We start from the raw sequence: 25,289 nt of genomic DNA, 5'->3' as shown, positions 1-25,289 counted from the left end.
AGCGTCCATAAGCCGTACACAACTAGCGTTAGATGTGCCCTGGCTACCGCCCGGCGGCGTAGCCCTGCATGAAGCGGGCGTTGGCGGCGGCCTTCAGGTAGTCGCCGTCCTTCGAGGCGGCTGACAGGCGGCTGATCGACCAGTCGCCGGTCAGTTCCACCTGATGCCCGCGGCGCTTCAGCTCGTCCACCGTGGCGGCCGGGAAACGGTCTTCCATCGGCAGGCCGCCCGGCTTCATGCCGCGCGGGTAGAAGCTCGACGGGAAGCCCTCGGAATGGAACATCGGCGCGTCGATCGCCTCCTGCAAATTCAGTCCGTGATGGACGTGGCGCAGGAAGAAGGTGACCGACCACTGGTCCTGCTGGTCGCCGCCCGGCGTGCCGAAGGCCATGTAGGGCTCGCCGTCGCGCAGCGCGAAAGAGGGCGTCAGCGTCGTGCGCGGCCGGCGCTTGGGCGCGAGCGCCGCCGGGTGGTCGGCGTCGAGCCAGAACATCTGGCCGCGCGTGGTGACCGAGAAGCCCAGCTCCGGCACCGCGGGCGAGCTTTGCAGCCAGCCGCCCGACGGCGTGGCCGAGACCATGTTGCCCCACTTGTCGATGACGTCGATGTGGCAGGTGTCGCCGGCCATGCGGCCATCGGGGCCGATCACCGGCTCGCCCACGGGCGAGCGCCCCACCGACTTCTGCGTCGTCGGCTCGCCGACGCCCTGGCGGATGGTGTCGAAGCCCAGGCGGCCGCGCCGGGCGGCGTCGTGGTCGACCTTGCCGCCATAGCCGGGGATGCTACCGGGCCGCAGCTCCAGCGACGCCTCCGGCCCGATCAGCCGGCGGCGGGCGGCGTTGTAGGTCTCGGACAGCAGGTGGTCCATCGGCACCCGCACGAAGTCGGGGTCGCCATAGAAGGACTCGCGGTCGGCGAAGGCGAGCTTGGCAGCCTCCACCACCCAATGGACGAAGTCGGGCCCGTCATAGGCCATGCCGGCCAGGTCGACGTCCTTCAGCAGGGCAAGCTGTTGCAGGAAGACCGGGCCCTGGCCCCAGGGGCCCGTCTTGCAGACCGTGTAGCCGTGATAGTCGAAGGTGGCGGGCGCCTCGTAGGTCGCCTCCCAGTTGGCCATGTCGTCGGCGGTCAGCACGCCGGCATGGCGCTCGCCGGTCGTGTCCTTCACCGGAATACGGAAGAAGCGGTCGATCGCCTCGGCGACGAATCCCTTGTACCAGGCGCGCCGCGCGGCCTCGATCTGGGCCTCGCGATTGCCGCCGGCGGCGGCGGCCTCGCGCAGGATGCGGCGATAGGTGTCCGCCAGGACCGGGTTGCGGAAGCGGGCGAAATGGGCGGGCGGGGCGCCGTTCTTCAGGTAGATGGCGGCCGAGCTGTGCCATTCGTCGCGGAAGAGGTCGGCCACGTTGGCCACCGCGTCGGCGACCCGCGGTACCATCGCATAGCCGTCGGCGGCATAGCCGATGGCATATTCCAGCACGTCGGCCAGCGGCAGCGTGCCATGGTCGCGCAGCAGGATCATCCAGGCATCGAACGCGCCGGGCACGACGGCCGGGAGGTGGCCGGTGCCCGGCACCATGTCCAGGCCCAGGCCCTTGTAGTGCTCGATGGTGGCACCGGCCGGCGCGGTGCCCTGGCCGCAGACGACGCGGACGCCGTCTTCCTTCACCGAATGGAACAGGATCGGCACGTCCCCTGCCGGCCCGTTCAGGTGCGGCTCCACCACCTGCAACGCGAACCCGGTCGCCACGGCGGCATCGAAGGCGTTGCCGCCCTTCTCCAGCACCGCCATGCCGGCCGCCGTCGCCAGCCAGTGGGTGGAAGTGACGACGCCGAAGGTGCCCAGGATTTCCGGGCGGGTGGTGAACGAGAAGGGGGCCTGGGTCATGTCTTGGGTCTCCCGCGCGAAGGCATGGCCGGCAGTCTAGACCCCGATCCGGCTTCCGGTCGAGCCGACGGTCATCACGTCCCGACCTTCAGCGGAGCTACCAGCCCGCGCAGGGCGGCGATCACGCTCAGGGCCGTGATGCGGCCGGTGCGCGGGTTCTCGGACGGGATGTTCTCGATCGTCATGGTCAGGCGCGCGCTGTCGGCGTCGACGACGATGGTGTGGGTGTTGCGGGTGACGGTCGGGTCGGCCCAGATTTCCAGCCGGGTGCGGTCGGGCCCGATGCCGGCCAGCGACAGGGCGGCGGCCACGTTCACGTTGGCCGGGAAGCCGCGGGCACCGTCGCGGGCCGAGCCATCGAAGATCTTCGTCGGCACGGTGATGGCGCCGACATCGATGCCGTGCTGGTCGAGGTAGGGGGCGCCGGCCAGGCCGCGGGGCGGCTTGCGGGTGACGATGGTGGCGGTGGCGATGGTGCCCTCGGCCGCCGCCCGCACGGCGTCCAGGCCCAGGAGCGCACCGGTCGGCACGATGATGCGCGCACCCGTCTCGCGGGCGCGCTCGACCAGGTCCATGCGATCGAGCAGGGCGCCCACCGACAGCGGCATGACGATGCGGCCGGCGGCGATGGCAGGCTCTAGGATCTGGGCGAAGGCCGCCTTTGGCGCGCATTCGACGACGACATCGGCCACGTCGGGCAGTTCCTCGACCGCCATCACCGGCACCGGCTGCGAGAAGCCGGCGACGCGGCGGGCCGCACCCTCGCGGTCGCGGGCCGACACGGCGGTCAGCCAAAGGCCGGGAATGCCGGCATCGAGCCGTTTGGCGATCTCAAAACCGATGGCGCCCAGCCCCGCCACCGCCACCCGCAATTCCGTGCCTGCCGCCATCCCGCACCCCCAAGACCAAGACGCAATCCAGGTAGCCGAAAGCGCCGGCCGGGTCCATCGCCGGGCCAATCCGTCGTCCGATGCAGCACGATCCGCGGCCCCGGCGACTTATGGCCGGACATATTCCCCCGCCGCTTGCTTGACGCTGCCGCGACGGGGTGCCTAGCGTTCACTTCCCCCGCCGGAGCCCCCTTGCCCATGAGAGCGCCAACCGCCTTCGCCCTAGTGGCCGCCGTCCTGACGGTGGCCACGGGCTCCGATTTCCGCCGCACGGCCGCCGCCGAGACGGTGCTGAGCGTGGGCATCCACACCGCCCAGCTCGGCACGCTCGACCCCCATCGCACCGGCTCGACGGCCGACGTCATCGTCGTGCCTTGGCTCTTCAACGGCCTCGTCCGTTTCAAGCCGGGACAGCTCGACCTGGCGGCGATCGAGCCCGACCTAGCGACCGGCTGGGAGCTGTCGGCCGACGAGCTGACCTGGACCTTCAAGCTGCGCCAGGGCGTGAAGTTCAACCAGGGCTTCGGCGAGATGACGTCGGACGACGTCGTCTTCTCGCTGCTGCGCGCGGCCGACGCCAAGATCTCGGCCTTCGCCTCGGACTATGCCGGGATCGCCTCGGCGGTCGCCGTCGACCGGTATACCGTGCGTGTCACGTTGAAGGCGCCCAACCCCAACTTCCTCACCGTCCTCATGAACTACCAGGGCGGCACCATCGTCAGCCGCCGGGCGGTGGAGGAACTGGGCGAGGACTACCGGATCAAGGCCGTCGGCACCGGCCCCTTCACGGTGACGGGCTACCAGAACGGGCAGATGCTGAACCTGGCCGCCAACCCCGACTATTTCCGCGGCGCGCCGCGGATCGACCGCATCGTCTATCGCTACCTGCCATCTGACTCCAGCCGCGAGCTGGCCTACCGCGCGGGCGAGATCGACGTGATGTTCGGGCCCTTGAACCAGCGCTGGACCGACCGGGTGTCGGCCATCCCCGACACGATCGTCGACAGCATCCAGCCCAAGGCGCTGGCCCAGCTCCACCTGAACGCCACGCACAAGCCGCTGGACGACATCCGCGTCCGCCAGGCGGTGGTTCATGCCGTCAACCGGCCGGAGCTGGCGCGCTTCATGGGCCGCGGGGTGGCGGCGGAGGCCGTGTCGGTGGTGCCGGCAGGGTATATCGGCATCGATGCCAAGGCGCCGCTGCCCGGCCACGACATCGCCCGCGCCAAGGCGCTGCTGAAGGAGGCCGGCTACGAGAACGGGGTGACGATCAAGGCCGTCCACACCGCCAACTCCACCATGCTGCCGCCGATGGAGGTGGTGCAGGCCCAGCTGAAGCGCGCCGGGATCGACCTGCAGATGACGGTGGTCGACCACGCCACCTTCCACGCCCAGATCCGCAAGGACCTGAGCGATGTCGTCTACTATCACGCAGGCGGGCGCTTCCCGAGCGCCGACATCTTCCTGACCCAGTTCTTCCACTCGGCCAGCGCGGTCGGCGCGCCGACCGCAGTCGTGAACTTCTCGCACTGCAACGTCGCCGACCGGGAAATCGAGGGCGCCCGGACCGAGCGCGATGCCGCCCGCCAGAACGCCCTGTGGAAGGAGGCGCAGCGCAAGATCATCGAGGCGGCGTGTGCCGTGCCGCTGTTCGACGTGCCGCTGATGTGGGCGAGGCGCAACAGCCTCGACTACGGCTTCGCACCGGTGGGCGCCCTGTCGCTGGGCCACCTCATCACCGAGCAGGCGACCCTGAAGGCGAAGTGACGATCGGCAAGGGAGGGAAACGGACATGACCCAGGCGATGATGCCGGTCGAGGGGCCGGCCGTGTGGAAGGGATCGGAGATCGATTTCCGACAGGAGGGCCTGCACGTCCTGACCGCGGCGGAGATCGAGGAGATCGACCGGGCGCTGGTCCATCTGAAGGGGCTGGGGGAGCTGGACCTGCCGGACATCACGCCGGAGACCTTCCCGCTGCCGGCCTTCTCCGCCTATCTGTCCGACCTGCGCACGACGCTGCGCCGTGGCCGCGGCTTCGTGATGCTGCGCGGCCTGCCGCGGGAGCGCTATTCGGCCGACGACATGGCGCGCATCTATTTCGGCATCGGCGCCCATATCGGGGGTGCCATGGCGCAGTCGCACCGCGGCGAGCTGCTGGGCAGCGTCATCAATGTCAGCGATTTCGAGGAGGCCGCGCGCGGCTATCGCGCCGGCGGTGGCCTCGGCTTCCACAGCGACTCCTCCGACGTCATCGGCCTGCTCTGCCTGCGCTCGGCCCGGTCGGGCGGGGCCAGCCGCATCGCCAGCGCGGCCGCGATCCACAACGCCATCCTGCGCGACCGGCCGGACCTTGCGCGCATCCTCTATCGCGGCTTCCGGCTGCGCCGGGCCGACCTCGACGCCCGCCACGGCAACGGCGTGGTGTTCTCGGCCCATGTCCTGCCGGTCTTCACGGTGCGCGACGGCGAGTTCTCGTCCTACTTCCGCTCGGCCGGCGTCGACCGCGCGGTGAAGGCGGGCGACATGACGGTGACGGCCCTGGAGCGCGAGGCGCTCGACGCGGTGAACCGGCTGGCCTCGTCGCCCGAATACTATCTCGACATGAACTTCGAGGATGGCGACATCCAGTTCATCAACAACCGCCTCCTGATCCACGCCCGCACCGACTATGACGACCATGTCGCGGTCGAGCGTCGGCGGCACCTGTTGCGCCTGTGGCTGCGCGTCGCCGACTGGCCGGCGATGCCATCCGAGCAGGTGTTCCACACGGCCGAGGATTACGGCCTGTGGCGCGCGCGCCGGACCGCGCGGGCCGAGTTCCCGTCGGTCTTCCTGGCCGAGATGGCCGCCAAGCAGGCGGCGGCCGGCCGGGCTGCCTAGAGACAAGCCGCATCGGCGGCGCCAATGGTCGCGCTAACGGGCGCCGGGCTTGCGGCGGTGGTGGCGGCGGACCTACATTCTGGCGCCTCCGAATTCAAGCCATCTCCGTTCGTCGAAAGGACATCCGAACCGTGACCGCCCTCCGTACGCCCTACCTCATGTTCATCGGCGACTCGCACGACCAGCTCGCGGCGAAGGTGGCCGACGGCGTCGTGTACTGGCGCCGCGACTGGTGTGTCGGGCAGTTCCGGCTGCCCGGCTGCAAGGCCGACCTGAAGATCCCCGACATGTCGATCGAGGAGGCCGCCAAGGCCGGCGTCGGCACCGTCATCGTCGGCGTCGCCAATCGCGGCGGCAAGATCCCCGATAGCTGGGTCGCCAGCCTCGAGAAGGCGCTCGACCTCGGCATGGACGTGGCGAGCGGCCTGCACAAGCGCCTGGCCGACATCCCCGAGCTGGCCGCGGCTGCCAAGCGCAACGGCCGCATCCTGCTCGACGTCCGCCATCCGACCCAGTCCTTCGACGTGGCCGACGGCAAGAAGCGCTCCGGCAAGCGCCTGCTGGCGGTCGGCACCGACTGCTCGATCGGCAAGATGTTCACCGCACTCGCCATCGAGAAGGAGCTGCGCGCACGCGGCAAGAAGGCCGATTTCCGGGCGACCGGCCAGACCGGCATCTTCATCGCCGGCTCGGGCATCGCGGTCGATGCCATCGTGTCGGACTTCATCTCGGGCTCGGTCGAGTGGCTGTGCCCGGCCAACGACGATGACCATTGGGACATCATCGAGGGCCAGGGCTCGCTGTTCCACGCCTCCTATGCCGGCGTCAGCCTGGGCCTGTTGCATGGCTCGGCCGCCGACGCGCTCGTCATGTGCCACGAGCCGACGCGCAAGCACATGCGCGGCCTGCCGACCTATGCGCTGCCCGACCTGGCAGAGTGCATCCGCGTCAACGAGGAGATGGGTCGCCTGACCAACCCGAACTGCAAGGTGATCGGGCTGGCGATCAACACCTCGGCACTCGATGCGGCGGCGGCCGAGCGCTACCTGAAGGAAACGGCGGACAAGTTCGGCATGCCCGCGGTCGATCCGGTGCGCACCGGGGTCGCCGCCATCGCGGACGTGCTGAACTAAGGCTGGAAGCAAGCGGAAATGGCCACCCTTTCGATCAGCCGCGAGCTCTTCAAGCTGGCGCAGGTCTTCACCATCTCCCGCGGCAGCCGCACCCATGCGGAGGTCGTCGTCGTCGAGATCCATGACGGCGGCCATCGCGGCCGCGGCGAGTGCGTGCCCTATGCGCGCTATGGCGAGAGCGTCGACAGCGTGATCGCGCAGATCGAAGGGGTGGCCGAAGCTGTGCGCGGCGGGGCCGACCGGCATGCGATCCAGTCGCTGCTGCCGGCCGGTGCTGCCCGCAACGCCGTCGACTGCGCCTTCTGGGACCTGGAGGCCAAGCGCTCGGGCCAGCCGGTCTGGCGCCTGGCGGGGCTGGATAAGGCGCCGGGGCCGCTGACCACGGCCTACACGTTGAGCTTGGACACGCCCGAGAACATGGGCCGGGCGGCGGCGGCCAACAGCCACCGCCCGCTGCTGAAGATCAAGCTGACGGGCGAGGGCGACCTGCCGCGGGTCGAGGCGATCCGTGCCAATGCCCCTTCCAGCCGCCTGATCGTCGACGCGAACGAGGGCTGGACCGAGGCGCACTTCCCCGAATACGCGCCCAAGCTGGCCGCACTCGGCGTGGTGATGATCGAGCAGCCGCTGCACGCCGATCGCGACGGGCCGCTCGCCCGCATCGCCCGGCCGATCCCGGTCTGCGCCGACGAGGCCTGCCACGACCGTCACTCGCTGCCCAAGCTGGCCGGCAAGTACGACCTGGTGAACATCAAGCTGGACAAGACCGGCGGCCTGACCGAGGCCCTGGAACTGGCCAAGGCGGCACGCGCCGCCGGCTACGGCATCATGGTCGGCTGCATGGTGGGCACGTCGCTGGCCATGGCGCCGGGCGTGCTGGTGGGCCAGGGGGCGGAGTTCGTCGACCTGGATGCGCCCTTGCTGATGGCGCAGGACCGCGAGGGCGGCCTGCGCTACGAGGGCAGCATCGTCTATCCGGCCTCGCCGTCGCTCTGGGGCTAGTCCGGTCCAAACGGAACGTGGGTAGGGACGGCCGCCCCGGCGGCCGTCACACCACCAGGAAGTCCGCCGCCGAGAGCTGGGCCCGGGTCACCCCCTCGATCACGATACCCTGGCCGTCGAGAGACAGCAGGACCCCGCCAGGGATGTCGAACAGGCGGTCGGCGATGTCGTCGAAGCCGCCGATCGGCACACCGTCCAGCAGCCCGCCGGGCCCGACCTCCAGCCGTATCACGTCGCCGCCGGCCGCGTCGAAATCCAGGATGCGGTCGAGGCCGTCGCCCGCGCGATAGACGAAGCAGTCGTTGCCGGCGCCGCCCCGCAGCAGGTCGTCGTCGGCACCGCCCGCCAGCGTGTCATCCCCTTGGCCGCCATCGAGCACGTCGCGGCCGCGTTCGCCCAGGACGATGTCGTCACCCTGGCCGCCCCAGGCGTGGTCATTGCCCTGGCCACCCTGCACGGTGTCGTCGCCGCGGTCGCCCAGCACCCAGTCGTTGCCGGGCCCGCCCAGGACGCGGTCGCGGCCCAGGCCGCCCCAGACGACATCCTCGTCGCCATCGCCCATCACCAGGTCGTCGCCGGCATTGCCGTTCAACTGGTCGCGTCCGCCGTCGCCGGTGATCGTGTCGCTGCCATCCATGCCCTGGATCGAGTCCGGCAGATAGGTTCCGGACAGCCGCTCGTTGCCGGGACCGCCGGTCACGACGAAGGGTCGCGGCCAATCCCCATCGGGGTCATCGTCCGGCTCGGCGCGGGGAGCGACCGTCAGCGTCACCCGCACGGCGGTCGTGCCGAACCGCCCGTCGCTCAGCGCGTAGGTGAAGCCGTCGGTGCCCGTGAAGCCCGGCTCGGGGGTGTAGGTGAAGCCACCTTCCGCATTCCATTCGAGCGCGCCATTGGCCGGCTTCGACAGGATGCCCTGGACCTGCAGGCCATCCCCATCGGCGTCCCGGTCGTTGGTGAGCAGGCCCGGTCCACCGACCCGCAATACGCCGCCCGTCACCACCTCGTAGGCGTCGGCGGTGCCAGTCGGGTCCCGGTTGGCGGGCTTCGTACCGGCTGACGCTGCCCCGGCGAAGTCGGCTGCGGTCAGATCGCGGCCGATACCCTTGAGGGTGATGGTGACCTGGTGGGCGGTGCCGTCGCTATGGACGATGCTGCGGTCGTCCCCATCGGCTGTCTGGCCGTCCAACACCTGGTCGCGCGTATCGTCGTCGATGCGAATGCCGCCGACCGTCAATGCCAGGGCGTCGCCGGAGAAGTCCCATACTCGGTCGGTATCGTCGGCGCCGGCGTCCTCCAGCTCGAAGACGAAGGTGTCGGCGCCGCCCATGCCGACCAGATCGTCCGAGCCGCCGCCGCCGTCGATCACGTCCGCGCCACTGCCGAGGGCGGCGAAACCTTCGCCGGAGATCAGGCTGAGCATGTTGTCGACGCCGATGCCCTGCATGACGCCGATGAGGAAGGCGAGCACGTCCGGATCGGTGACGACATGGAAGTTCTCGTCACCGGCAGCACCGGCCGTGGCCGAGGTGGATTCGTTGGCACTGCCGCCAGCCCCGCCGGCACCGCCGGAGCCCAACCCGGCGCCGCCACCGCCACCGCCGCCGCCATAGCCTGGGTCGGGGAAGCCGTCGACGCCGCCGGTGCCGGGTACAGCGGTTCCATCGCCTCCACCACCCGCACCACCGTCAGCCAGCACGGCGTCTGTCCCGCCCGACCCACCGATGCCGCCGCTGCTGCCGCCCACGCCGGGTACCAGCATCCATGTCGGATTGTAGGTGCCGCCGCCGCCGCCGCCGCCGGCGCCGAGGCTGCCGCTGCCGCCCGTGCCGCCGTTGAAGCTGACGCCGCTGCCGTTCTGCCCGGCATTGCCGCCGCCACCGCCGCCGCCGCCGAATCCGCCGCCGCCGGCATCGGTCGTTTCTCCGCCGACCACGGTATCAGCAACAGATAGCTTGCTATGCCCGCCGCCCAGGCCATCGCCGAAGATGATGTCGTTGCCGCCGCCGCCGAGCAGCGTGTCGGCCCCGCCGCCGCCGACCCCGCCCGGCGTCACCAGGGTGGCGTCGAAGGTGAGGAAGGCGCCGCCGCCGCCGCCGGCCCCATCGCCGAAGATGACGTCGTCACCCGCCGAGCCGGTGACGAGGTCGTCGCCACCGCCCCCGGCGCCGCCGGCCCCGGCATTGGTGAAGGATCCCTGGCCGCCGCCGCCGCCGCCGCCGCCACCGGCGATGATGAGTTCGCCGGTGGCCGTGGTCGCCGTGTAGGTCGAGCCGGCGATTTCCGCCAGCGCGTGCGGATAGGCATCGGCTGCGATGACCGAGGCTTCGACCGTTCCTGCGCGATAGTCGAGGCGCCAGTTGCCGCCGGCGCCGGTGCGGTCGATCGATGCGGCGACGGCCACGCCGGCGATATCGGCCACGCTGTCGATCAGCGCGGCACCTTCGTCCGATCCCGCCAGCGCGCAGGCATAGAACAGGATCGCGCCGCCGGGGGCCAAGCTGCCGCCGATGCCGGACAAGGTGGGGGCGTAGCGATCCAGCGTTGCGGTCGACAGCCGGCCGGTACCCAGCATCGCCAGTCCGGGGGCGCCGTGGCCCAGGACATGGACCGCGCCGGCCGGGCCGTTGACCGCCAGATGGTCGGCAAGGCGGCTGAACCCGTCCTGGCACGGCTCGATGACCAGGACGCGGGCGCCATCCGGGGCGGCTGCCGCGAGCATGGGCCAGTCGGCCAGCGTGGCATCGATGACGACGAGATCGGCGGCCTGGTACGGGTTCGCTCGGTCGCTGCTGCTGTCCGGCACGGTCGGGCATCCTCCTGCGGCGGAAGCATCCGGCTTCCCTGCGTCTAGGGGGATGGTATCGAGCGCCCGAGCGGCGACAACGAACCGGTTGCGACCGGATTCGACGAAATCCGACAGTCGGGTGGCGGGACGTTCAGGTCCGCCGGATGGGCGCGGTAAAGGCGTAGCCGACGGCGTGCACGGTTTCGACGGGCAGGGTGCCGCCGGTCCTGGCATCGACCTTGGCCCGCAGCCGGCGGACCATGATCTCCATGCGCCGCGGGTCGTAGCTGTCGGCCGGGACGCCGAGGCGTTCGATGATGGCGGCGCGGCCGACCGCCTGGCCCGGCCGCTCCGCCAGCGCGGCCAGGAAGGCCAGTTCCGAGCGCGTCAGGGCGACGTCCCGGCCGCCGGGCGCGACCAGCCGCCAGGCAAGTGCGTCCAGCATCCAGCCGGCAACCGCGTCCTGGCCGCGCTGCCGGCCGACGGCGCCCAGCACCGCCACCAGCTCGCGCAGGTCGACCGGCTTCACCAGGTACTGGACGGCGCCGGCCTGATAGCCCTGCAGCCGGTCGTCGAGCCGGCCGCGCGCGGTCATCAGCACCACCCCGCAGCGGTCGCCATCGCTGAGCACCCGGGCAAGGTCGAGGCCGTCGCCGTCCGGCAGGCCGAGATCGAGCACGGCCAGGTCGCAGCGATGGGCGCCGAGCCAGGCGTCGGCGGCGCTTCGGCTGCCGACGCCCGACGCCGCGAACCCGGACAGGTTGAGGTAGGACACGATGGTGGCATTCAGCTCGTGCTCGTCCTCGACCACCAGGACGGACAGGCGCGGGGGGCTGGCGGCCGCTGCGGTCACGCGGGGGCGGCGGCAGGCAGGGACAGCCGGAACCGGCTACCGGCCCCGGGCGCCGTCTCGACGGTGACGTTGCCGCCATGGAGGTCGGCGATCCGGCGCACGAGGAAGAGGCCGAGGCCCGAGCCGGGAATGTCGCTCTCCGGCCGGACGCGGAAGTTCTTGTCGAAGACGCGCGCCACATGGCGGGCGTCGATGCCGATGCCGTGGTCGTGCACCGTGATCGTCACCGACCCGTCCTCGGCAGTCACCGCCATGTCGATGGCGCCGCCGGCCGGGGAATACTTGACCGCGTTGTCGACCAGATTCAGCACGGCCAGCCGCAGCAGGGTCTCGTCACCCTGCACCGCCAGGCGATGGTCGACCGGAGCCAGCGCCAGCGGGTGGCGGGCCGAGGGCAGGGCGGTGTCGAGCACCTGCTGCATCAGGCCGGCGACCGATACCGTCTCGATATGGAAGGGGATATCGCCATCCTCGATCTGGTCGCTGGCAAGCCACTGGTTGAAGAGCGTGTCGAGCCGGTCGACGGCGCGCTCGATCGCCGGCAGGGCATCGGCGTCGGGCGGCGCGCGCAGCCGGGCCGCCAGTTGCAGCAACTGGGCCTTGCCCTTGACGATGGCGAGCGGGTTGCGGAACTCGTGCGCGATCAGGGCGGCAAACTGGCGATACTGGCCGAGCGTCGCCTGCTCGCGGCGGAAGCTGCGTTCGAGCTGGTCGCGCTGGATCGAGAGGGAGCGGGTGGCGGCTTCCAGCTCACACTGCTTCCAGAACAGGGCGCGGAGCGTGCGCTGGCCGGCATTCACCCCGAACAGGCCCACCAGATTGAGCACCAGCAGCCACAGCACGAGGCGGTATGCGTCGTCCGGCGTGGGTGCCGGCACCCGCAGCCACGCCCATGCGATCCAGCCGCCGAACGACATGGTGGCGGTCAGCAGGACCACCAGCGCGAAGGGCAGGGGGGCGAAGAAATAGATCAGCGCCACCGTGCAGGCGACGGACGTCGCACCCATGATGCCGATGCCCGGATGGGTTGCCAGCAGCACTTGGCTCAGCAGCACGATGGTCATGCCGTAGGCCGCCAGGCCGATGTCGAGCCACAGCGGCCGCTGTTCGCGGCGAAGCCACAGGAAGACGCCGACCCCGATCGCGAAAGCCAGGCATCGCAGCGCCACGATGCCGGCCAGCGAGCGGTCGCCCGCGAGGAAAAGGGGCAACTCGGTCACCAGGTTCAGCGTGCCCGCGAAGGTGGCTGAGGCGACGACGATCATGGCGCGGCGACGCTGGTCGGGCAGGTGGTCGGCGCGAAACTCCGCCTCCAGTCCATGGTCGCGAAACCGGGCCAGCCAGGGATTGACCTGGCCGGCCGGCGCTTCGTCCGCGGATAGCTCGATCGTCGTCATCGATCCCTGGGCGTAGGAGGGAAGGAGGCTGCGGCTCAGCCGCCCTTCACCCCCTGGACGTTGACGTAGAGGGCATAGAGCGACTTGCTGGCCGTCATGAACAGGCGGTTGCGCTTGATGCCGCCGAAGGCGACGTTGGCGCAGCGCTCCGGCAGCATGATGCGGCCGATCGGCTCGCCGCCCGGGTTGAAGACGACGACGCCGTCGAGCCCGGCCTGGCCCATGCCCCAGCCGCACCACAGGTTGCCGTCCACGTCGCAGCGCATGCCGTCGGGCGTGCCCGGGCCCGCATTGATGTGGACACGGCCGCGTGCCAGCCGCGTGCCGTCATCGACCACGTCGAACGCCTGGATGTTGCGCGGCGTCTCGCGCGAGCCGACGACGTAGAGAATGGACTCGTCCGGCGAGAAGCAGAGGCCGTTGGGCCCGAGAATACCCTCGGCCACCGCGGTCATCTCGCCGGTGACGCCGTCGACGCGATAGACGTTGGTGGGCAGCTCGGGGTCCGCCCGATCACCCTCATAGTCGCTGATGATGCCGAAGGGCGGGTCGGTGAACCAGATCGAGCCGTCGGACTTCACCACCACGTCGTTGGGCGAGTTCAGGCGCTTGCCGTCGAAGCGGTCGGCGATGACGGTGATGGTGCCGTCGATCTCGGTCCGCACCACCCGCCGGCCGCCATGCTCGCAGGTGACGAGCCGGCCCTGGCGGTCGCGGGTGTTGCCGTTGGCGTTGTTGGACGGCCCGCGGAAGGTGGAGACCGCACCCGTCTCCTCCTCCCACTTGTACATGCGGTTGCCGGGCACGTCGCTCCACAGCAGGAAGCGGCCGTCGCCGAACCACACCGGCCCTTCGGCCCAGCGGCAGCCGGTATAGAGGCGCTCGACCGAAGCCAGCGGCAGGCGGTAGCGCGCGAAGCTGGGGTGAAGCTGCTCGATCAGCGGGTCGGGATAGCGGCGCTCCGGTTCCCACCGGGCACCCGAAGTATCGGGTGCCGGCGGCAGGGCGGTGGGCGCCGGACCGACCGGACCCTTGATGGCGTCGGCCTTCTTGACGGCGGCCTTCTTGGCGGCCGTCTTCTTCACGGCGGCCTTTTTTACGGCAGTCTTCTTGACGGCCATGGGCGTGTCCTCCGGGTTGTCGTGGCGCCGTGTTGTCGTGAAGCTGGATCAGGCTTGGCCGGTGATGCGGTCGATCTCGGCCATGTCCTCGGCGGTCAGGTTCCAGTCGACGGCCTTCACGTTCTGGTCGAGCTGCTCGGGCTTGGTGGCGCCGGCGATGACGCTCGACACCGGGGGTCGCCGGGCGAGCCAGCTAAAGGCCAGTTCGAGCATGGTGTGGCCGCGGGCGGCCGCGAAGTCGCCCAACTGCTGGACGATGCCCCAGTTGGCGTCGGTCATGTAGCGGTCGGCCAGGCGCTGGGTGACGGTCAGGCGGGCGCCGGCCGGCAGCTCGGCATTGCGCTTGTACTTGCCGGTCAGCAGGCCGCTCGCCAGCGGGAAGAAGGGCAGCAGGCCCATGCCGAAGCGCCGGGCGGCGGGGATCAGCTCCTTGTCGATGCCGCGTACGACCAGGCTGTACTCGTCCTGGCAGGACACGAAGCCGTTGATGCCATTATGCAGCGCCGTCCACTGCGCATCGGCCACCTGCCAGCCGGGCAGGTTGGAGCAGCCGACATAGCGCACCTTGCCCTGGTGGATCAGGTCGTCGAGCGCGCGCAGCGTCTCCTCGATCGGGGTGCGCGGGTCGGGCCGGTGAAGCTGGTAGAGGTCGATCCAGTCGGTCTTCAGCCGGCGCAGGCTGTCCTCGACCGCGCGCATGATGTAGCGCCGGGCGCCGCCGACGAGCACGCCGTCATCGGACATCTCCATGCCGAACTTGGTCGCCAGCACGATGTCCTTGCGGCGCGAGCCCAGGATCTCGCCGAGGCATGTCTCCGAGCCGCCCCGGTTGCCGTAGATGTCGGCCGTGTCGAACAGCGTGATGCCGAGGTCGATCGCCCGGTCGACCACCTTGCGGGAGGCTTCGAGGTCGATGCGGCCGCCGAAATTGTTGCAGCCCAGGCCGACCACCGAGACCAGCAGTCCCGACGTTCCGAGATTCCGGATTTCCACTGGGGGATACTCGCTTCTAGGGTGAGGAACCGCCATCCTGCCACGCCGGCGCGCAGCCGGGAACCGGCCTTGGCGAGGTGTCTGGCGCTTTGTCCCGAATGCGAAAGGGCCGGGGGATTTCTCCCCCGGCCCCGGTCGCGTTCGGTTCGACGCCGTCGACTAGAGAATGACGAAGTCGCCCGAATTGTGGCCGGTCGGGCCTTCGTTCAGCTTGTCGAGCTGGCTGACCGCCGTGATGTTGTTGAACGTCGCGATCAGGACCGCCCCCTCCGTGCTCGTCATGTCCGTGTCGAAGTACATCTCCGCCCGGTTCGTGTCCGAGTTGAAGAAGATGTAGAAGCCGGGCTTGTTGTTGTCCGCATCCCCTTCCGACAGGAAGCTGTCGAACTGGCCAACGCTGGAATAGCTCTGGCCGGTGGCGATCAGCAGGTTGTCGTTGGCGCTGGAGCCGACGCCGGTCGTGCCCTTGTAGCCGTCGATCGCCGACACGTCGCCGAACAGGTTCCCGTTGAAGGTCGCCTTGTCCGAGCCGCCCGTGAAGTCCGTCAGGACGTCCCGATAGCTGTTTCCGTTCCAAATGTCGGCGAACTGGAACGTGTCCGATCCGGCGCCGCCGGTCAGCTGGTCCTGCTCGCTGCCACCATTCAGCTTGTCGTTGCCGGCGCCGCCGATCAGCGTGTCGTAGCCGCTGTCGCCGTTCAGCGTGTAGCCAGCCGAGGTCTCGCGGGCGGCACTGAGGTAATCCTCGCCGTCGTTCCCGTTTACGACTTTGACGTTGTTGCCATCGGCGAAGACGACATAGTCGCCGCTATTGCTGAAGGTCACCGTCTCGATGTTCTCGAGCGACTTGTCGCGCAGCGTCAGGATGGTCGCCTGGTTGAAGTAGATCCAGTCATCGTCGCTGCCGCCGTCGTTGGCATCGGTGATGAACAGGCCGCGTTCGTAACCGATCGAGTCGGCGCCCTCGCCGCCCGACACCGTGACATGCGTGTTCGGCAGGATCTGGGAGCTGGCGTTGCCCGAGTTCTCTTCGACCTCGTGCTGGTCGTCGCCAAAGCCGCCGATCAGGACCTTGTCACCGACGGAACCCTCACCGATGCCGACATAGTCGTTGTCGTTGCCGCCGTCGAGGGTGTCCGAGCCCGAGTTCTGGGCCCAGATGTCGTCATTGCCATCCTGGCCGAAGACCTGGATGTTGCCCGAATTGGCTTCGAGATCGGTGGCGTCGTTGTTCTCGCCCAGGTAGACGACATGGTCGCCCGTGGTCGAGATGATGTTCACGAAGTCCTGCAGCTTATCCATGTAGACAAGCTTGTTGCCGGTGTCGCTGTCGCCGAGGGTGAGCGTGTCGTTGCCGTTGCCGGCGAAGATCGTGTCGTTGCCGGTATCCGGGTCGATGACGTCGTTGCCCGCACCGCCGTACAGGATGTCGTTGCCCGAGCCGCCATTGACCTGGTCGTTGCCGGCATCGCCAGCGACGTTGTCGTTGCCGCCGCCGCCGGAGACCGTGTCGTTCTCCTGGCCGCCATAGATGCTGTCGTTGCCGGCGCCACCGCTGATGCTGTCCGCACCCGTGTTGCCATAGACGCGGTCCGCACCGTCACCGGTGGAGATCGTGTCGGCGCCACCGAGGCCCCACACCTGCACCGACTGGAGCTGCGTCGAGAGCGCAGTGGCGTCGTTGCCGGCATCGTCCGTCAGCGTGTCGGTGATCCGGTCGCCGATGTAGAGCTGGCCGCCGTTCGACAGCACGATGTTCGAGCTGACGGGCGAGCTGTCCGTGCCGCCGACCTGGCGCAGCAGCATGTTCGGGATGTAGGCATAGGTGACCGAGGCGGCCGGCAGCGGCGCGCCCGTCGCGTCGCGCGACTTCACGATCACCAGGTCGGTGCCGTTCTCGACCAGGTCGAACTGGTTCGCCTGCAGCGACGGGTCCGAGATCTGCAGCACGTCCGAGCGGAAGTCGAACGTCTGACCAAGGATCTTCAGGTCGAGATTGCTCGCCCCATTCCAGCTGATAACCGCCATGACTTGTACGTCCCCCGATTGCAAAGGGGGAACAGGTTAGCCAGCGGACGCAAGGATTTCAACAGGCGCATCGGCCGGCCGGACGACGATGTCCGGCCGGCCGATGCCCTGCCTGGAACGTCAGATGATGACGAAGTCGCCGGAGTTGTTGCCGGTCGGGCCTTCGTTCAGCTTGTCGAGCTGGCTGACCGCCGTGATGTTGTTGAAGGTCGCGATCAGGAGCGCGCCGTCCGTGCTCGTCATGTCCGTGTCGAAGTACATCTCCGCACGGTTCTCGTTGGTGTTGAAGAAGATGTAGAAGCCGGGCTTGTTGTTGTCGGCGGCACCTTCCGACAGGAACGTGTCGAACTGCGCCAGCTGGGAATAGCCCTGGCCGGTGGCGATCAACAGGTTGTCGTTGGCGCTGGCGCCGACGCCGGTCGTGCCCTTGTAGCCGTCGATCGCCGACATGCCGCCGAAGCTGTTGCCGTTGAAGACCGCCTGGTCGACCGTGCCCGTGAAGTCGCCAAGCACGTCCGGCGTGTCGAACTCATCGGCATACGCGAACACGAACTGGTCCTGCCCGGCGCCGCCGACCAGGTAGTCCACGTCCTCGCCACCGATCAAGGTGTCGTTCTTGGCGCCGCCGATCAGTGTGTCGTCGCCGAAGAAGCCGTACAGCTCGAAAGTACCGTTGGTCTCGCGAGAGCCGTCGATATAGTCGTCGCCATCCTGGGCCTCGACCACCAACGACTTGCCGGCGGCCACGTTGCCATCGGCGAAGACGACCGAATCCTCAGAGTCGCTGAACAGCACCGTCTCGAAGTTCTGGATCGACAGATCGCGCAACGTCAGGATCGTCTGGTCGTCGAAATCCAGATGATCATCGCCGTCGCCGCCGTCGTTGGCATCGGTGATGAACAGGCCACGATCGTACTCGACCGTGTCATCCCCTTCGCCGCCGATGACGGTGACCTGCGTGTTCGGCAGGATCTGCTGGCTGGCGACGCCCGAGGTGTCCTGGATGTCGATCTCGTCGTCGCCGAAGCCGCCGATCAGCACCTTGTCGCCGACCGAGCCATTCAGGATCGCGATCTCGTCGTCGTCGTTGCCGCCGTCGAGCGTGTCGGAGCCGGAGTTCTGGGCATAGATCTCGTCGTTGCCATCCTGGCCGAACACCTGGATGTCGCCCGAGTTGGCTTCGAGCTCGGCGATGTCGTTGTTCTCGCCCAGATAGACGACATGGTCGCCCGTGGTCGAGATGATGTTCACATAGTCCTGCAGCTTATCCATGTAGATAAGCTTGTTGCCGGTGTCGCTGTCGCCGACCGTCACGGTGTCGTTGCCGTTGCCGGCGAAGATCGTGTCGTTGCCGGTGTCCGGGTCGATGACGTCGTTGCCGGCGCCGCCGTACAGGATGTCGTTGCCCGAGCCGCCATTGACCTGGTCGTTGCCGGCGTCGCCGGCGACGTTGTCGTTGCCCGACCCGCCGGAGACCGTGTCGTTCTCCTGGCCGCCATAGATGCTGTCGTTGCCGGCACCACCGCTGATGCTGTCCGCACCCGTGTTGCCATAGACGCGGTCCGCGCCGTCACCCGTCGAGATCGTGTCGGCGCCACCGAGGCCCCACACCTGCACCGACTGGAGCTGCGTCGACAGCGCAGTGGCATCGTTGCCGGCATCGTCCGTCAGCGTGTCGGTGATCCGGTCGCCGATGTAGAGCTGGCCGCCGTTCGACAGCACGATGTTCGAGCTGACCGGCGAGCTGTCCGTGCCGCCGACCTGGCGCAGCAGCATGTTCGGGATGTAGGCATAGGTGACCGAGGCGGCCGGCAGCGGCGCACCCGTCGCGTCGCGCGACTTCACGATCACCAGATCAGTGCCGTTCTCGACCAGGTCGAACTGGTTCGCCTGCAGCGACGGGTCCGAGATCTGCAGCACGTCCGAGCGGAAGTCGAACGTCTGACCCAGAATCTTGAGGTCGAGATTGCTCGCCCCGTTCCAGCTGATGACTGCCATGATGATTGTCGCCCCAAAATTAGATTACCGGGTACCATATCCAGTAGCTTTGAGACCTTCAACATTTGAATGATCCGGTGCGGCGGCATCGGCCGACGAAGCGGCTTTGCGGATTGTCCGAACAAAAAAGCCGGGCGCCATCCCGGCCGGACAACGCCGCCTTTCCTTATCGGGGCGGGCTGCCTAGATTGCCGCCCAGTCAGGATCGGACCAGTCAGGCAGGATCGGAGGAGCAGGCGGATGGACGGGCACGACGCGAACCAGGAAACCCATTCGGAGATCCGCGCGGCGGTGCGGGCCCTGTGCGCGCGCTTCCCGGGCGAGTATTGGCGCGAGAAGGATCGCGAGCGGGCCTATCCGACCGAGTTCGTCCAGGCGCTGACCGAGGCCGGCATGCTGTCGGCGCTGATCCCCGAGGAATTCGGCGGCAGCGGACTCGGCATCTCGGCCGCGGGCGCCATCCTGGAGGAGGTCCACCGCAGCGGCTGCAACGGTGCTGCCTGCCACGCCCAGATGTACACGATGGGCACGATCCTGCGCCATGGCAGCCCGGAGCAGAAGGCGCGTTGGCTGCCCGGGATCGCCGCCGGCGACCTGCGGCTCCAGGCCTTCGGGGTCAGCGAACCGACCAGCGGTACCGACACGCTCAGCCTGCGCACGACCGCCGTCCGGCGCGGGGACCGCTATGTCGTCAACGGCCAGAAGGTGTGGACCTCGCGCGCCGAGCATTCCGACCTGCTGCTGCTGCTGGCCCGTACCACGCCGCGCGACCAGGTGGCCAAGCGGACCGACGGGCTGTCCGTGCTGGTGGTCGACATGCGCGAGGTACGGGGCAAGAGCCTGACGATCCGGCCGATCCGCACCATGTTCAACCATGGCACGACCGAGATCTTCTTCGACGACATGGAGGTGCCGGCCGAGAACCTGCTGGGGCAGGAGGGCAAGGGCTTCCGCTACATCCTCGACGGCATGAACGCCGAGCGCATCCTGATCTCGTCCGAATGCATCGGCGACGCCCGCTGGTTCATCGCCAAGGCCCGCGACTATGCCAAGGAGCGCATCGTCTTCGGCCGGCCGATCGGCCAGAACCAGGGCATCCAGTTCCCGATCGCCAAGGCCTATGCCGCCAGCGAGGCAGCCGCCCTGATGGTGGAGAAGGCCGCTCGCATGTTCGAGGCCGGCCAGCCCTGCGGGCCGGAAGCCAACATGGCCAAGATGCTGGCGGCCGACGCCTCCTGGCAGGCGGCCGACATGTGCGTGCAGACCCATGGCGGCTACGGCTTCGCCGAGGAATACGACGTCGAGCGCAAGTTCCGCGAATCCCGCCTCTACCAGGTGGCCCCGATCTCGACCAACCTGATCCTGGCCTATCTGGGCGAGCACGTGCTGGGCCTGCCGCGTTCCTACTGAACCATGGCCTCCTGAACCATGGCCTTTCCGGAGGAGATCCGTACCGACCGGCTGGTCCTGCGCCGGCCGGGCGAGGCCGACGCCGAGGCCATCTTCGCCGGCTATGGCCGCGACCCGGAGGTCTCGCGCTACCTGACCTGGCGACCCCATCGCAGCATCGACGACACGCGCGCCTATATCGCCTGGCTGGCGCAGAACTGGGCAGCCGGGACGCACCGGACCTATGTGATCGATGCGCCCGCGCGGATGTGCGCCGGCGGCATCGACCTGCGCATCGCCGACGAGGGCCGCAGTGTCGTCTTCGGCTATGTCCTGCGGCGCGACCTGTGGGGGCTGGGGCTAATGACCGAGGCGCTGTCGGCCTGCGTCGAACTGGCGCTGGCCCAGCCCGGGGTCTGGCGCGCATGGGCCTATTGCGACATCGACAACCCCGCCTCGGGCCGGGTGATGGAAAAGGCGGGGATGACGTTCGAGGGCATCCTGCGCTGCTGGTCGCTGCACCCCAACGTCGACCCGGTCGTGCCGCGCGATTGCCGCGTCTATGCCAAGGTACGGCGGCCCAGCCCGGCCCCCGGCTATGTCGGCACTACCCGCCTCGGTCCGGCCGCGCCGCAGAATGTGATCGGGCAAGCCTGAAAGTCGCGGGCACCCGCCGCCATATGGCTCAATGGAGCATGCCGGCGCCAGCACACACCCGGCAGCAGCGGGAGACGCCATGACGCCCTTGTCGATCCTCGAACTCGTCCGCATCACCGAGGGGACCGACGCGCGCGGCGCGCTCGACAATGCCCGCGACCTGGCGGCCCATGCCGAGGGCTGGGGCTATCGGCGCCTGTGGGTGGCCGAGCACCACAACATGCCGGGCATCGCCAGTGCGGCCACGGCGGTCGTCGTCGCCCATATCGCGGCCGGCACCAGCACCATCCGGGTCGGCTCCGGCGGCATCATGCTGCCCAACCACGCGCCTTACGTCATCGCCGAGCAGTTCGGCACATTGGCGCGACTCTTCCCCGGCCGTATCGACCTTGGCCTGGGGCGGGCGCCCGGTACTGACCAGCACACGCTGCGCGCCCTGCGCCGGCCGCCGGAAGCGGCCGAGACCTTCCCCCAGGATGTGCTCGAGCTCCAGGCGTTCCTGGCCCCCGCCGTGCCGGGCCAGCGCATCCAGGCGGTCCCGGCGGCCGGCACCGAAGTGCCGCTCTGGATCCTCGGATCGAGCAATTTCGGCGCGATGCTGGCGGCCGAGCTGGGCCTGCCCTACGCGTTCGCCTCGCACTTCGCGCCCGACCTGCTGCTGTCGGCGCTCCACCTCTATCGCACCCGCTTCAAGCCGTCGGCACAGCTCGACCGGCCCTATGCGATGGTCGGCGTCAACATCATCGCGGCCGAGACGGATGCCGAGGCGCGACGCCTTGCGACCACCCAGCAGATGGCGTTCGCCAACATCTTCCGCGGCGCCCGCGGCCTGGGCCGGCCGCCGATCGACGACATCGAGAGCTACTGGTCGCCGATGGAGAAGGCGCAGGCGATGCGCATGCTGGCCCGCTCCATCGTCGGGTCGCCGGCTACGGTCCGCGCCGGAATGGAAAGCCTGGTCGCCGAGACCGGCGCCGACGAGCTGATGATCGTGTCGGACGTGTACGACCATGCGGCGCGCCTGCGTTCCTTCCAACTGATCGCCGGGCGGCAGTGACGGGCAGGGGCTATCGTCGTCGGCGGGAGAGGATGCGCACCAGCCCGTAGCCGGCCCTGGCCACAACCAGGGCCAGGCCGAACAGCCAAGCGGCACCCGCGACGACCCAGGGCACCATGCCGGCCACGAAGGCGGCGATCCCCAGCACGGCCGGCCCGAGCAAGGTCAGCACGCCCAGGAACTTGCGCCCGTACCGGGCCGACAGCCCTTGCAGCTTCGCCAGGTCGGCGCTCTTGCCGGCCATGGACATGCCCTTGTTGACGGCGCGGATGCCGGAAGACTTGTAGATGCCGCCGACATTCTCGGCGATCCCGGTGACGAGGCGGACCGGCTCGGGCCGCAGCACCTGGCCGAGCGGCGTGGCCGCCTCGCGCAGCCGGCCACGGCCGGCCAGCGAGAGCGCGCTCTTCAGGGCGGTGCCGTCGATCGCCCCCTTCACCGAATCCGCTATCTCGCGAACGATCGCGGGCGGCAGCTTGCCCGCCTTCTTGGCCGCCTTCAGCACCGTGACGCCGACCCGGACGGGAAGGGCGGCACCCCCCGACAGGATCGTGGCCGAGGTGACGGCCAGCCCGACCGTCGCCATCGCCATCGTGAAGCCGTCATGGTCCTGCCCTTGCAGGTAGCGATTGCCCTCGCGGGCAAGATCGCGAATGTCGCCGGCGCCGGTCATGTCGACGGCCAGCACGCAGGCAAGGCCGGCCTCGCTCTCGATCGCCCCGTCGACGACGCAGCCCAATGCCTCGCTGCCCAGGGCCGCCAGGTTGAAGCCCTGGATCGCCACCACGCCCGCGCGCAGGGCGGCCGGCACGGCGATGCCCCGGCTGTCCGCCAGGTCCAGCAGGGATTGCGCGGTTTCGGCGTCGTTGGCGGCGATGGCGCCGCCGATTGCGCCCTCAAGGTCGGCCGGCGGAACGCGCCCGATCATGTAGTCTAGAATGGCGGCCTCGTCCGGAGCCCGGACGACGATGAGGGCCTCATGGGCGCGTGGCAGGACGACGATCCCGCTGAGGACGAGCAGAACGACCAGGGATCGAAAGAGTATCGCCATGCAGGTCCGTGCCGGGGATGCCCGGATAGTTCAATCCTGGCTCGCCGGCAAGCATGGCACCCGGCGCTAGGGAGCCATCGTGCGTCGATGCGCTGGTCGCCGACTTTGGCGTGCGGCTCGCGTGGGCCGAGCCGGAGGCAGCGGCGCCGGCAACCATCGCCGGCTGGCATGATACCCTCGACGCGGCAGAGCGCGCGCGCGCGGACCGATTCCATTCCGGGGCCCAGCGCCGGACCTTCATCGCCGCGCACGGCCTGGCCCGCGCCATGCTGGCAGAGGCCGGCGGCATTCCGGCGCGGGAATGGCGCTTCGTGACCGGCCCGCACGGCCGGCCGGAGCCGCACCCCGACCATGGCCGGCCCTGGCTGCGCTTCAACATCTCGCACACGCGCGGCCTCGTCTGCTGTGCGGTGGCGCGCAAACATGACATCGGCGTCGACGTCGAATACCTGGCCCGCCGGCCGGTGGAGCCGGCGATGGCCCACCGCTGGTTCGCCCCCTGCGAGGCGGCGATGGTGGCCGCGGCACCGGCGGACCGGCGGCATGAGACGTTCCTGCGCATCTGGACGCTGAAAGAGGCCTTCATCAAGGCGACCGGCGACGGGATCGCGCTCGGCCTGTCGCGCTTTGCCTTCACGCTCGACCCGCCGGCCCTGCGCTTCGCGCCGGCCTCCACCGGGCGACCGGGCGATTGGCGGTTCGCGGCGGCGCGGCCGACACCCGGCCACCTGCTCGCGCTGGCGCTACGGCCCCATTGATCCCCCGGCGGATGCTGTCTAAGGATCGCCCGCGCACCGCCCGCGACGAGCGATAAGGAATCATGACCATGGTCGACCCGCATTGCCGCCCAGCGATGCCCAGCCGGGTGCCGGCATGACCCGCGCGCCCGCCGCCCTGGCGCGGATACTGGCGGCCGACCCCGCCCAGGCGGCCGAGCTCGAGGCCGGCGTCGAGCGGGCGGCACTCGCCTGCGGGCTGGATGCCCCGGCCGCCGCCCGCCTGGCCCAGGCGGTCGAGGAGGTGTTCGTCTTCGTCGCCACCCGCGCGCCCGGCACGTCCTTCGGCGTCGAGCTGCGCGACCGCCGGCACCGCATCGACGCCCGCCTGCGCTGCCGCCTGCCGACCGAGGCGCTGCACTGGTTCAACATCACCCAGGCGATCGACGTGTCCGACCCGGACGCCCTCGACGCGCTGGGCCTCCTGCTCGCATCGCGCCTGGTCGACCGCCTGTCGGTGTCGCTCGATCCCGATGGTGGCATCCTGCTGACGCTGGAGCAGGCCCGCCAGTACCCGATCCCGGCCGAGGGTGACGGGCCGTCGCCGGCCCCGGCCGCCCTCGTCGATGCGCCGGCCGCCGCTGTCGGGGCTTCAGTCCCGGGCCTGGCGCGGCTCTTCCGCCAGCGCATGGGCATTTCCGTCCCCCGCCAGTTCCAGGCCGACGGGCTGGTCCGCGACCTGGTGGAGGCTGGCGACCTGTCGGCGCTGGTCGTCCATGACGCGGCCGGCCACGTCCAGGGCGGTGTCGCCTGGACGCAGCGCCAGCCCAAGCTGGTCGAGATGCTGGGGCCCGTGACGGCGGGTGACGACCCGGCAGTGGCGGCCGTGCTGGTGGAGGCGGCGATCCTGGCGCTGGCCGGCAGCGGCGTCGCCATGATCTATGCCGAGGAGCGTGGGCCGGGCTTCCCCGAGGCGGAGTTCGACTGCCTTGGCCAGCTCGGATCCCGCCCGCTGCATTTCCGCGTCATTGCCGAGGATGTGGGGGCGGTCACCTGGGCCGACAGCGTGACGCGGCCCTTCCTGGCGGTCTTCTACGAGGCGCTGGGCCTGGCCCGCGGCGTGTCCGATGCGCCGGCGGCCGCGGTGGACCGGCCCGAGCGGGCGCTGCTGGCGGCCGAGATCGACCGCGTCGCCAGCCGGGTCACCCTGCGCCCGCTGCTCGACGGCACGGATCTGCCGACGCTGATCGCCGAGCATGTCGACCGCTTCGCGGGCGAAGGCCTGGACGACTTCCGCTTCGAGACGGACCATGGCGTGCCATGGCAGGGCGGCATCGGCCGCGACCTGATGCAGGCGGGGTTCTTCCCGCGCGTCGTCCTGCCCCATGGCGGGCTGGGCGACGTCATCGTCTGGGAGCGTGACTGGATGCCGATGTAGGGTGGCCCT

Annotated in this window: 19 protein-coding genes; 9 read left to right on the top strand and 10 right to left on the bottom strand. The window is 69.5% G+C overall.

The genetic code is table 11. The features are described 5' to 3' along the window. Window positions 1–43: 43 nt before the first annotated feature. Complete coding sequence (locus STVA_RS15280) at window positions 44–1,888, bottom strand: gamma-glutamyltransferase family protein (protein WP_123694732.1); 1,845 nt, start codon at window positions 1,886–1,888, stop codon at window positions 44–46. Between the two features lie 74 nt (window positions 1,889–1,962). Then, the gene (locus STVA_RS15275; protein ID WP_123694730.1) at window positions 1,963–2,778 is read right to left on the bottom strand and encodes an aspartate dehydrogenase; all 816 of its coding nucleotides are present in this window, start codon (window positions 2,776–2,778) and stop codon (window positions 1,963–1,965) included. Window positions 2,779–2,976: 198 nt separating this feature from the next. Between STVA_RS15275 and STVA_RS15270 the strand changes: the two genes are divergently transcribed. The 4 genes from STVA_RS15270 (at window position 2,977) to dgcA (ending at window position 7,794) form a co-directional block, all read left to right on the top strand. Further along, window positions 2,977–4,545 (top strand): ABC transporter substrate-binding protein, encoded by a 1,569-nt coding sequence (locus STVA_RS15270; protein WP_123694728.1) that lies wholly within the window; start codon window positions 2,977–2,979, stop codon window positions 4,543–4,545. 25 nt (window positions 4,546–4,570) lie between these two features. Beyond that, window positions 4,571–5,659, top strand: coding sequence for a TauD/TfdA family dioxygenase (locus tag STVA_RS15265; RefSeq protein WP_123694726.1), 1,089 nt, complete (start codon window positions 4,571–4,573; stop codon window positions 5,657–5,659). A 131-nt stretch (window positions 5,660–5,790) separates the two neighbouring features. Continuing rightward, the gene (dgcN, locus tag STVA_RS15260; RefSeq protein ID WP_420822794.1) at window positions 5,791–6,792 is read left to right on the top strand and encodes an N-acetyltransferase DgcN; all 1,002 of its coding nucleotides are present in this window, start codon (window positions 5,791–5,793) and stop codon (window positions 6,790–6,792) included. An 18-nt stretch (window positions 6,793–6,810) separates the two neighbouring features. Continuing rightward, window positions 6,811–7,794 carry an N-acetyl-D-Glu racemase DgcA gene (gene dgcA, locus STVA_RS15255; protein ID WP_123694722.1) on the top strand — a complete coding sequence of 328 codons (984 nt, stop codon included), beginning with the start codon at window positions 6,811–6,813 and terminating at the stop codon, window positions 7,792–7,794. 46 nt (window positions 7,795–7,840) lie between these two features. Here dgcA and STVA_RS28375 read toward each other — a convergent pair whose 3' ends face one another. The 7 genes from STVA_RS28375 to STVA_RS15220 all read right to left on the bottom strand — a co-directional run bounded on the left by STVA_RS28375 (window position 7,841) and on the right by STVA_RS15220 (window position 18,972). Beyond that, complete coding sequence (locus tag STVA_RS28375; RefSeq protein ID WP_170216684.1) at window positions 7,841–10,600, bottom strand: DUF4347 domain-containing protein; 2,760 nt, start codon at window positions 10,598–10,600, stop codon at window positions 7,841–7,843. Window positions 10,601–10,733: 133 nt separating this feature from the next. Beyond that, window positions 10,734–11,435 carry a response regulator transcription factor gene (locus STVA_RS15245; RefSeq protein WP_123694719.1) on the bottom strand — a complete coding sequence of 234 codons (702 nt, stop codon included), beginning with the start codon at window positions 11,433–11,435 and terminating at the stop codon, window positions 10,734–10,736. Then, complete coding sequence (locus STVA_RS15240) at window positions 11,432–12,832, bottom strand: sensor histidine kinase (protein ID WP_123694717.1); 1,401 nt, start codon at window positions 12,830–12,832, stop codon at window positions 11,432–11,434. The genes STVA_RS15245 and STVA_RS15240 overlap by 4 nt, the downstream gene beginning before the upstream one ends. A 35-nt stretch (window positions 12,833–12,867) precedes the next feature. Then, a complete protein-coding gene (locus STVA_RS15235) occupies window positions 12,868–13,953 on the bottom strand; it encodes an SMP-30/gluconolactonase/LRE family protein (protein ID WP_123694715.1) in 1,086 nt (361 codons plus the stop codon). A 48-nt stretch (window positions 13,954–14,001) separates the two neighbouring features. After that, window positions 14,002–14,946 carry an aldo/keto reductase gene (locus tag STVA_RS15230; RefSeq protein WP_123694713.1) on the bottom strand — a complete coding sequence of 315 codons (945 nt, stop codon included), beginning with the start codon at window positions 14,944–14,946 and terminating at the stop codon, window positions 14,002–14,004. 159 nt (window positions 14,947–15,105) lie between these two features. Continuing rightward, entirely contained in the window at window positions 15,106–16,974 is a 1,869-nt protein-coding gene (locus STVA_RS15225) for a calcium-binding protein (RefSeq protein ID WP_142235781.1), read from the bottom strand. A 120-nt stretch (window positions 16,975–17,094) separates the two neighbouring features. After that, on the bottom strand, window positions 17,095–18,972 hold the full coding sequence (locus STVA_RS15220) for a calcium-binding protein (protein WP_142235780.1): 1,878 nt from the start codon (window positions 18,970–18,972) through the stop codon (window positions 17,095–17,097). A gap of 240 nt (window positions 18,973–19,212) precedes the next feature. Here STVA_RS15220 and STVA_RS15215 point away from each other — a divergent pair, with 240 nt between their 5' ends. The 3 genes from STVA_RS15215 (at window position 19,213) to STVA_RS15205 (ending at window position 22,075) form a co-directional block, all read left to right on the top strand. After that, entirely contained in the window at window positions 19,213–20,382 is a 1,170-nt protein-coding gene (locus STVA_RS15215) for an acyl-CoA dehydrogenase family protein (RefSeq protein WP_123688753.1), read from the top strand. Window positions 20,383–20,400: 18 nt separating this feature from the next. Next, the gene (locus STVA_RS15210) at window positions 20,401–21,018 is read left to right on the top strand and encodes a GNAT family N-acetyltransferase (RefSeq protein WP_123688752.1); all 618 of its coding nucleotides are present in this window, start codon (window positions 20,401–20,403) and stop codon (window positions 21,016–21,018) included. A gap of 79 nt (window positions 21,019–21,097) precedes the next feature. Beyond that, the gene (locus STVA_RS15205; RefSeq protein ID WP_123688751.1) at window positions 21,098–22,075 is read left to right on the top strand and encodes an LLM class flavin-dependent oxidoreductase; all 978 of its coding nucleotides are present in this window, start codon (window positions 21,098–21,100) and stop codon (window positions 22,073–22,075) included. A gap of 10 nt (window positions 22,076–22,085) precedes the next feature. Here the strand turns inward: STVA_RS15205 and STVA_RS15200 are convergent, their stop codons facing one another. Continuing rightward, window positions 22,086–23,126: a hypothetical protein gene (locus STVA_RS15200; protein WP_123688750.1), complete on the bottom strand. Its 1,041-nt coding sequence runs from the start codon at window positions 23,124–23,126 to the stop codon at window positions 22,086–22,088. Window positions 23,127–23,236: 110 nt separating this feature from the next. Between STVA_RS15200 and STVA_RS15195 the strand changes: the two genes are divergently transcribed. Continuing rightward, on the top strand, window positions 23,237–23,884 hold the full coding sequence (locus tag STVA_RS15195; RefSeq protein ID WP_170216357.1) for a 4'-phosphopantetheinyl transferase family protein: 648 nt from the start codon (window positions 23,237–23,239) through the stop codon (window positions 23,882–23,884). A gap of 115 nt (window positions 23,885–23,999) precedes the next feature. Continuing rightward, window positions 24,000–25,280 carry a hypothetical protein gene (locus STVA_RS15190; RefSeq protein ID WP_123688748.1) on the top strand — a complete coding sequence of 427 codons (1,281 nt, stop codon included), beginning with the start codon at window positions 24,000–24,002 and terminating at the stop codon, window positions 25,278–25,280. Window positions 25,281–25,289: the final 9 nt, after the last annotated feature.

This window comes from Stella humosa (genome assembly GCF_006738645.1).
Classification (GTDB): Bacteria; Pseudomonadota; Alphaproteobacteria; order ATCC43930; family Allostellaceae; genus Allostella; species Allostella humosa.
The sequence above is the reverse complement of the archived record's forward strand: the minus strand, read 5'-3'. Positions and strand labels throughout refer to the sequence as shown.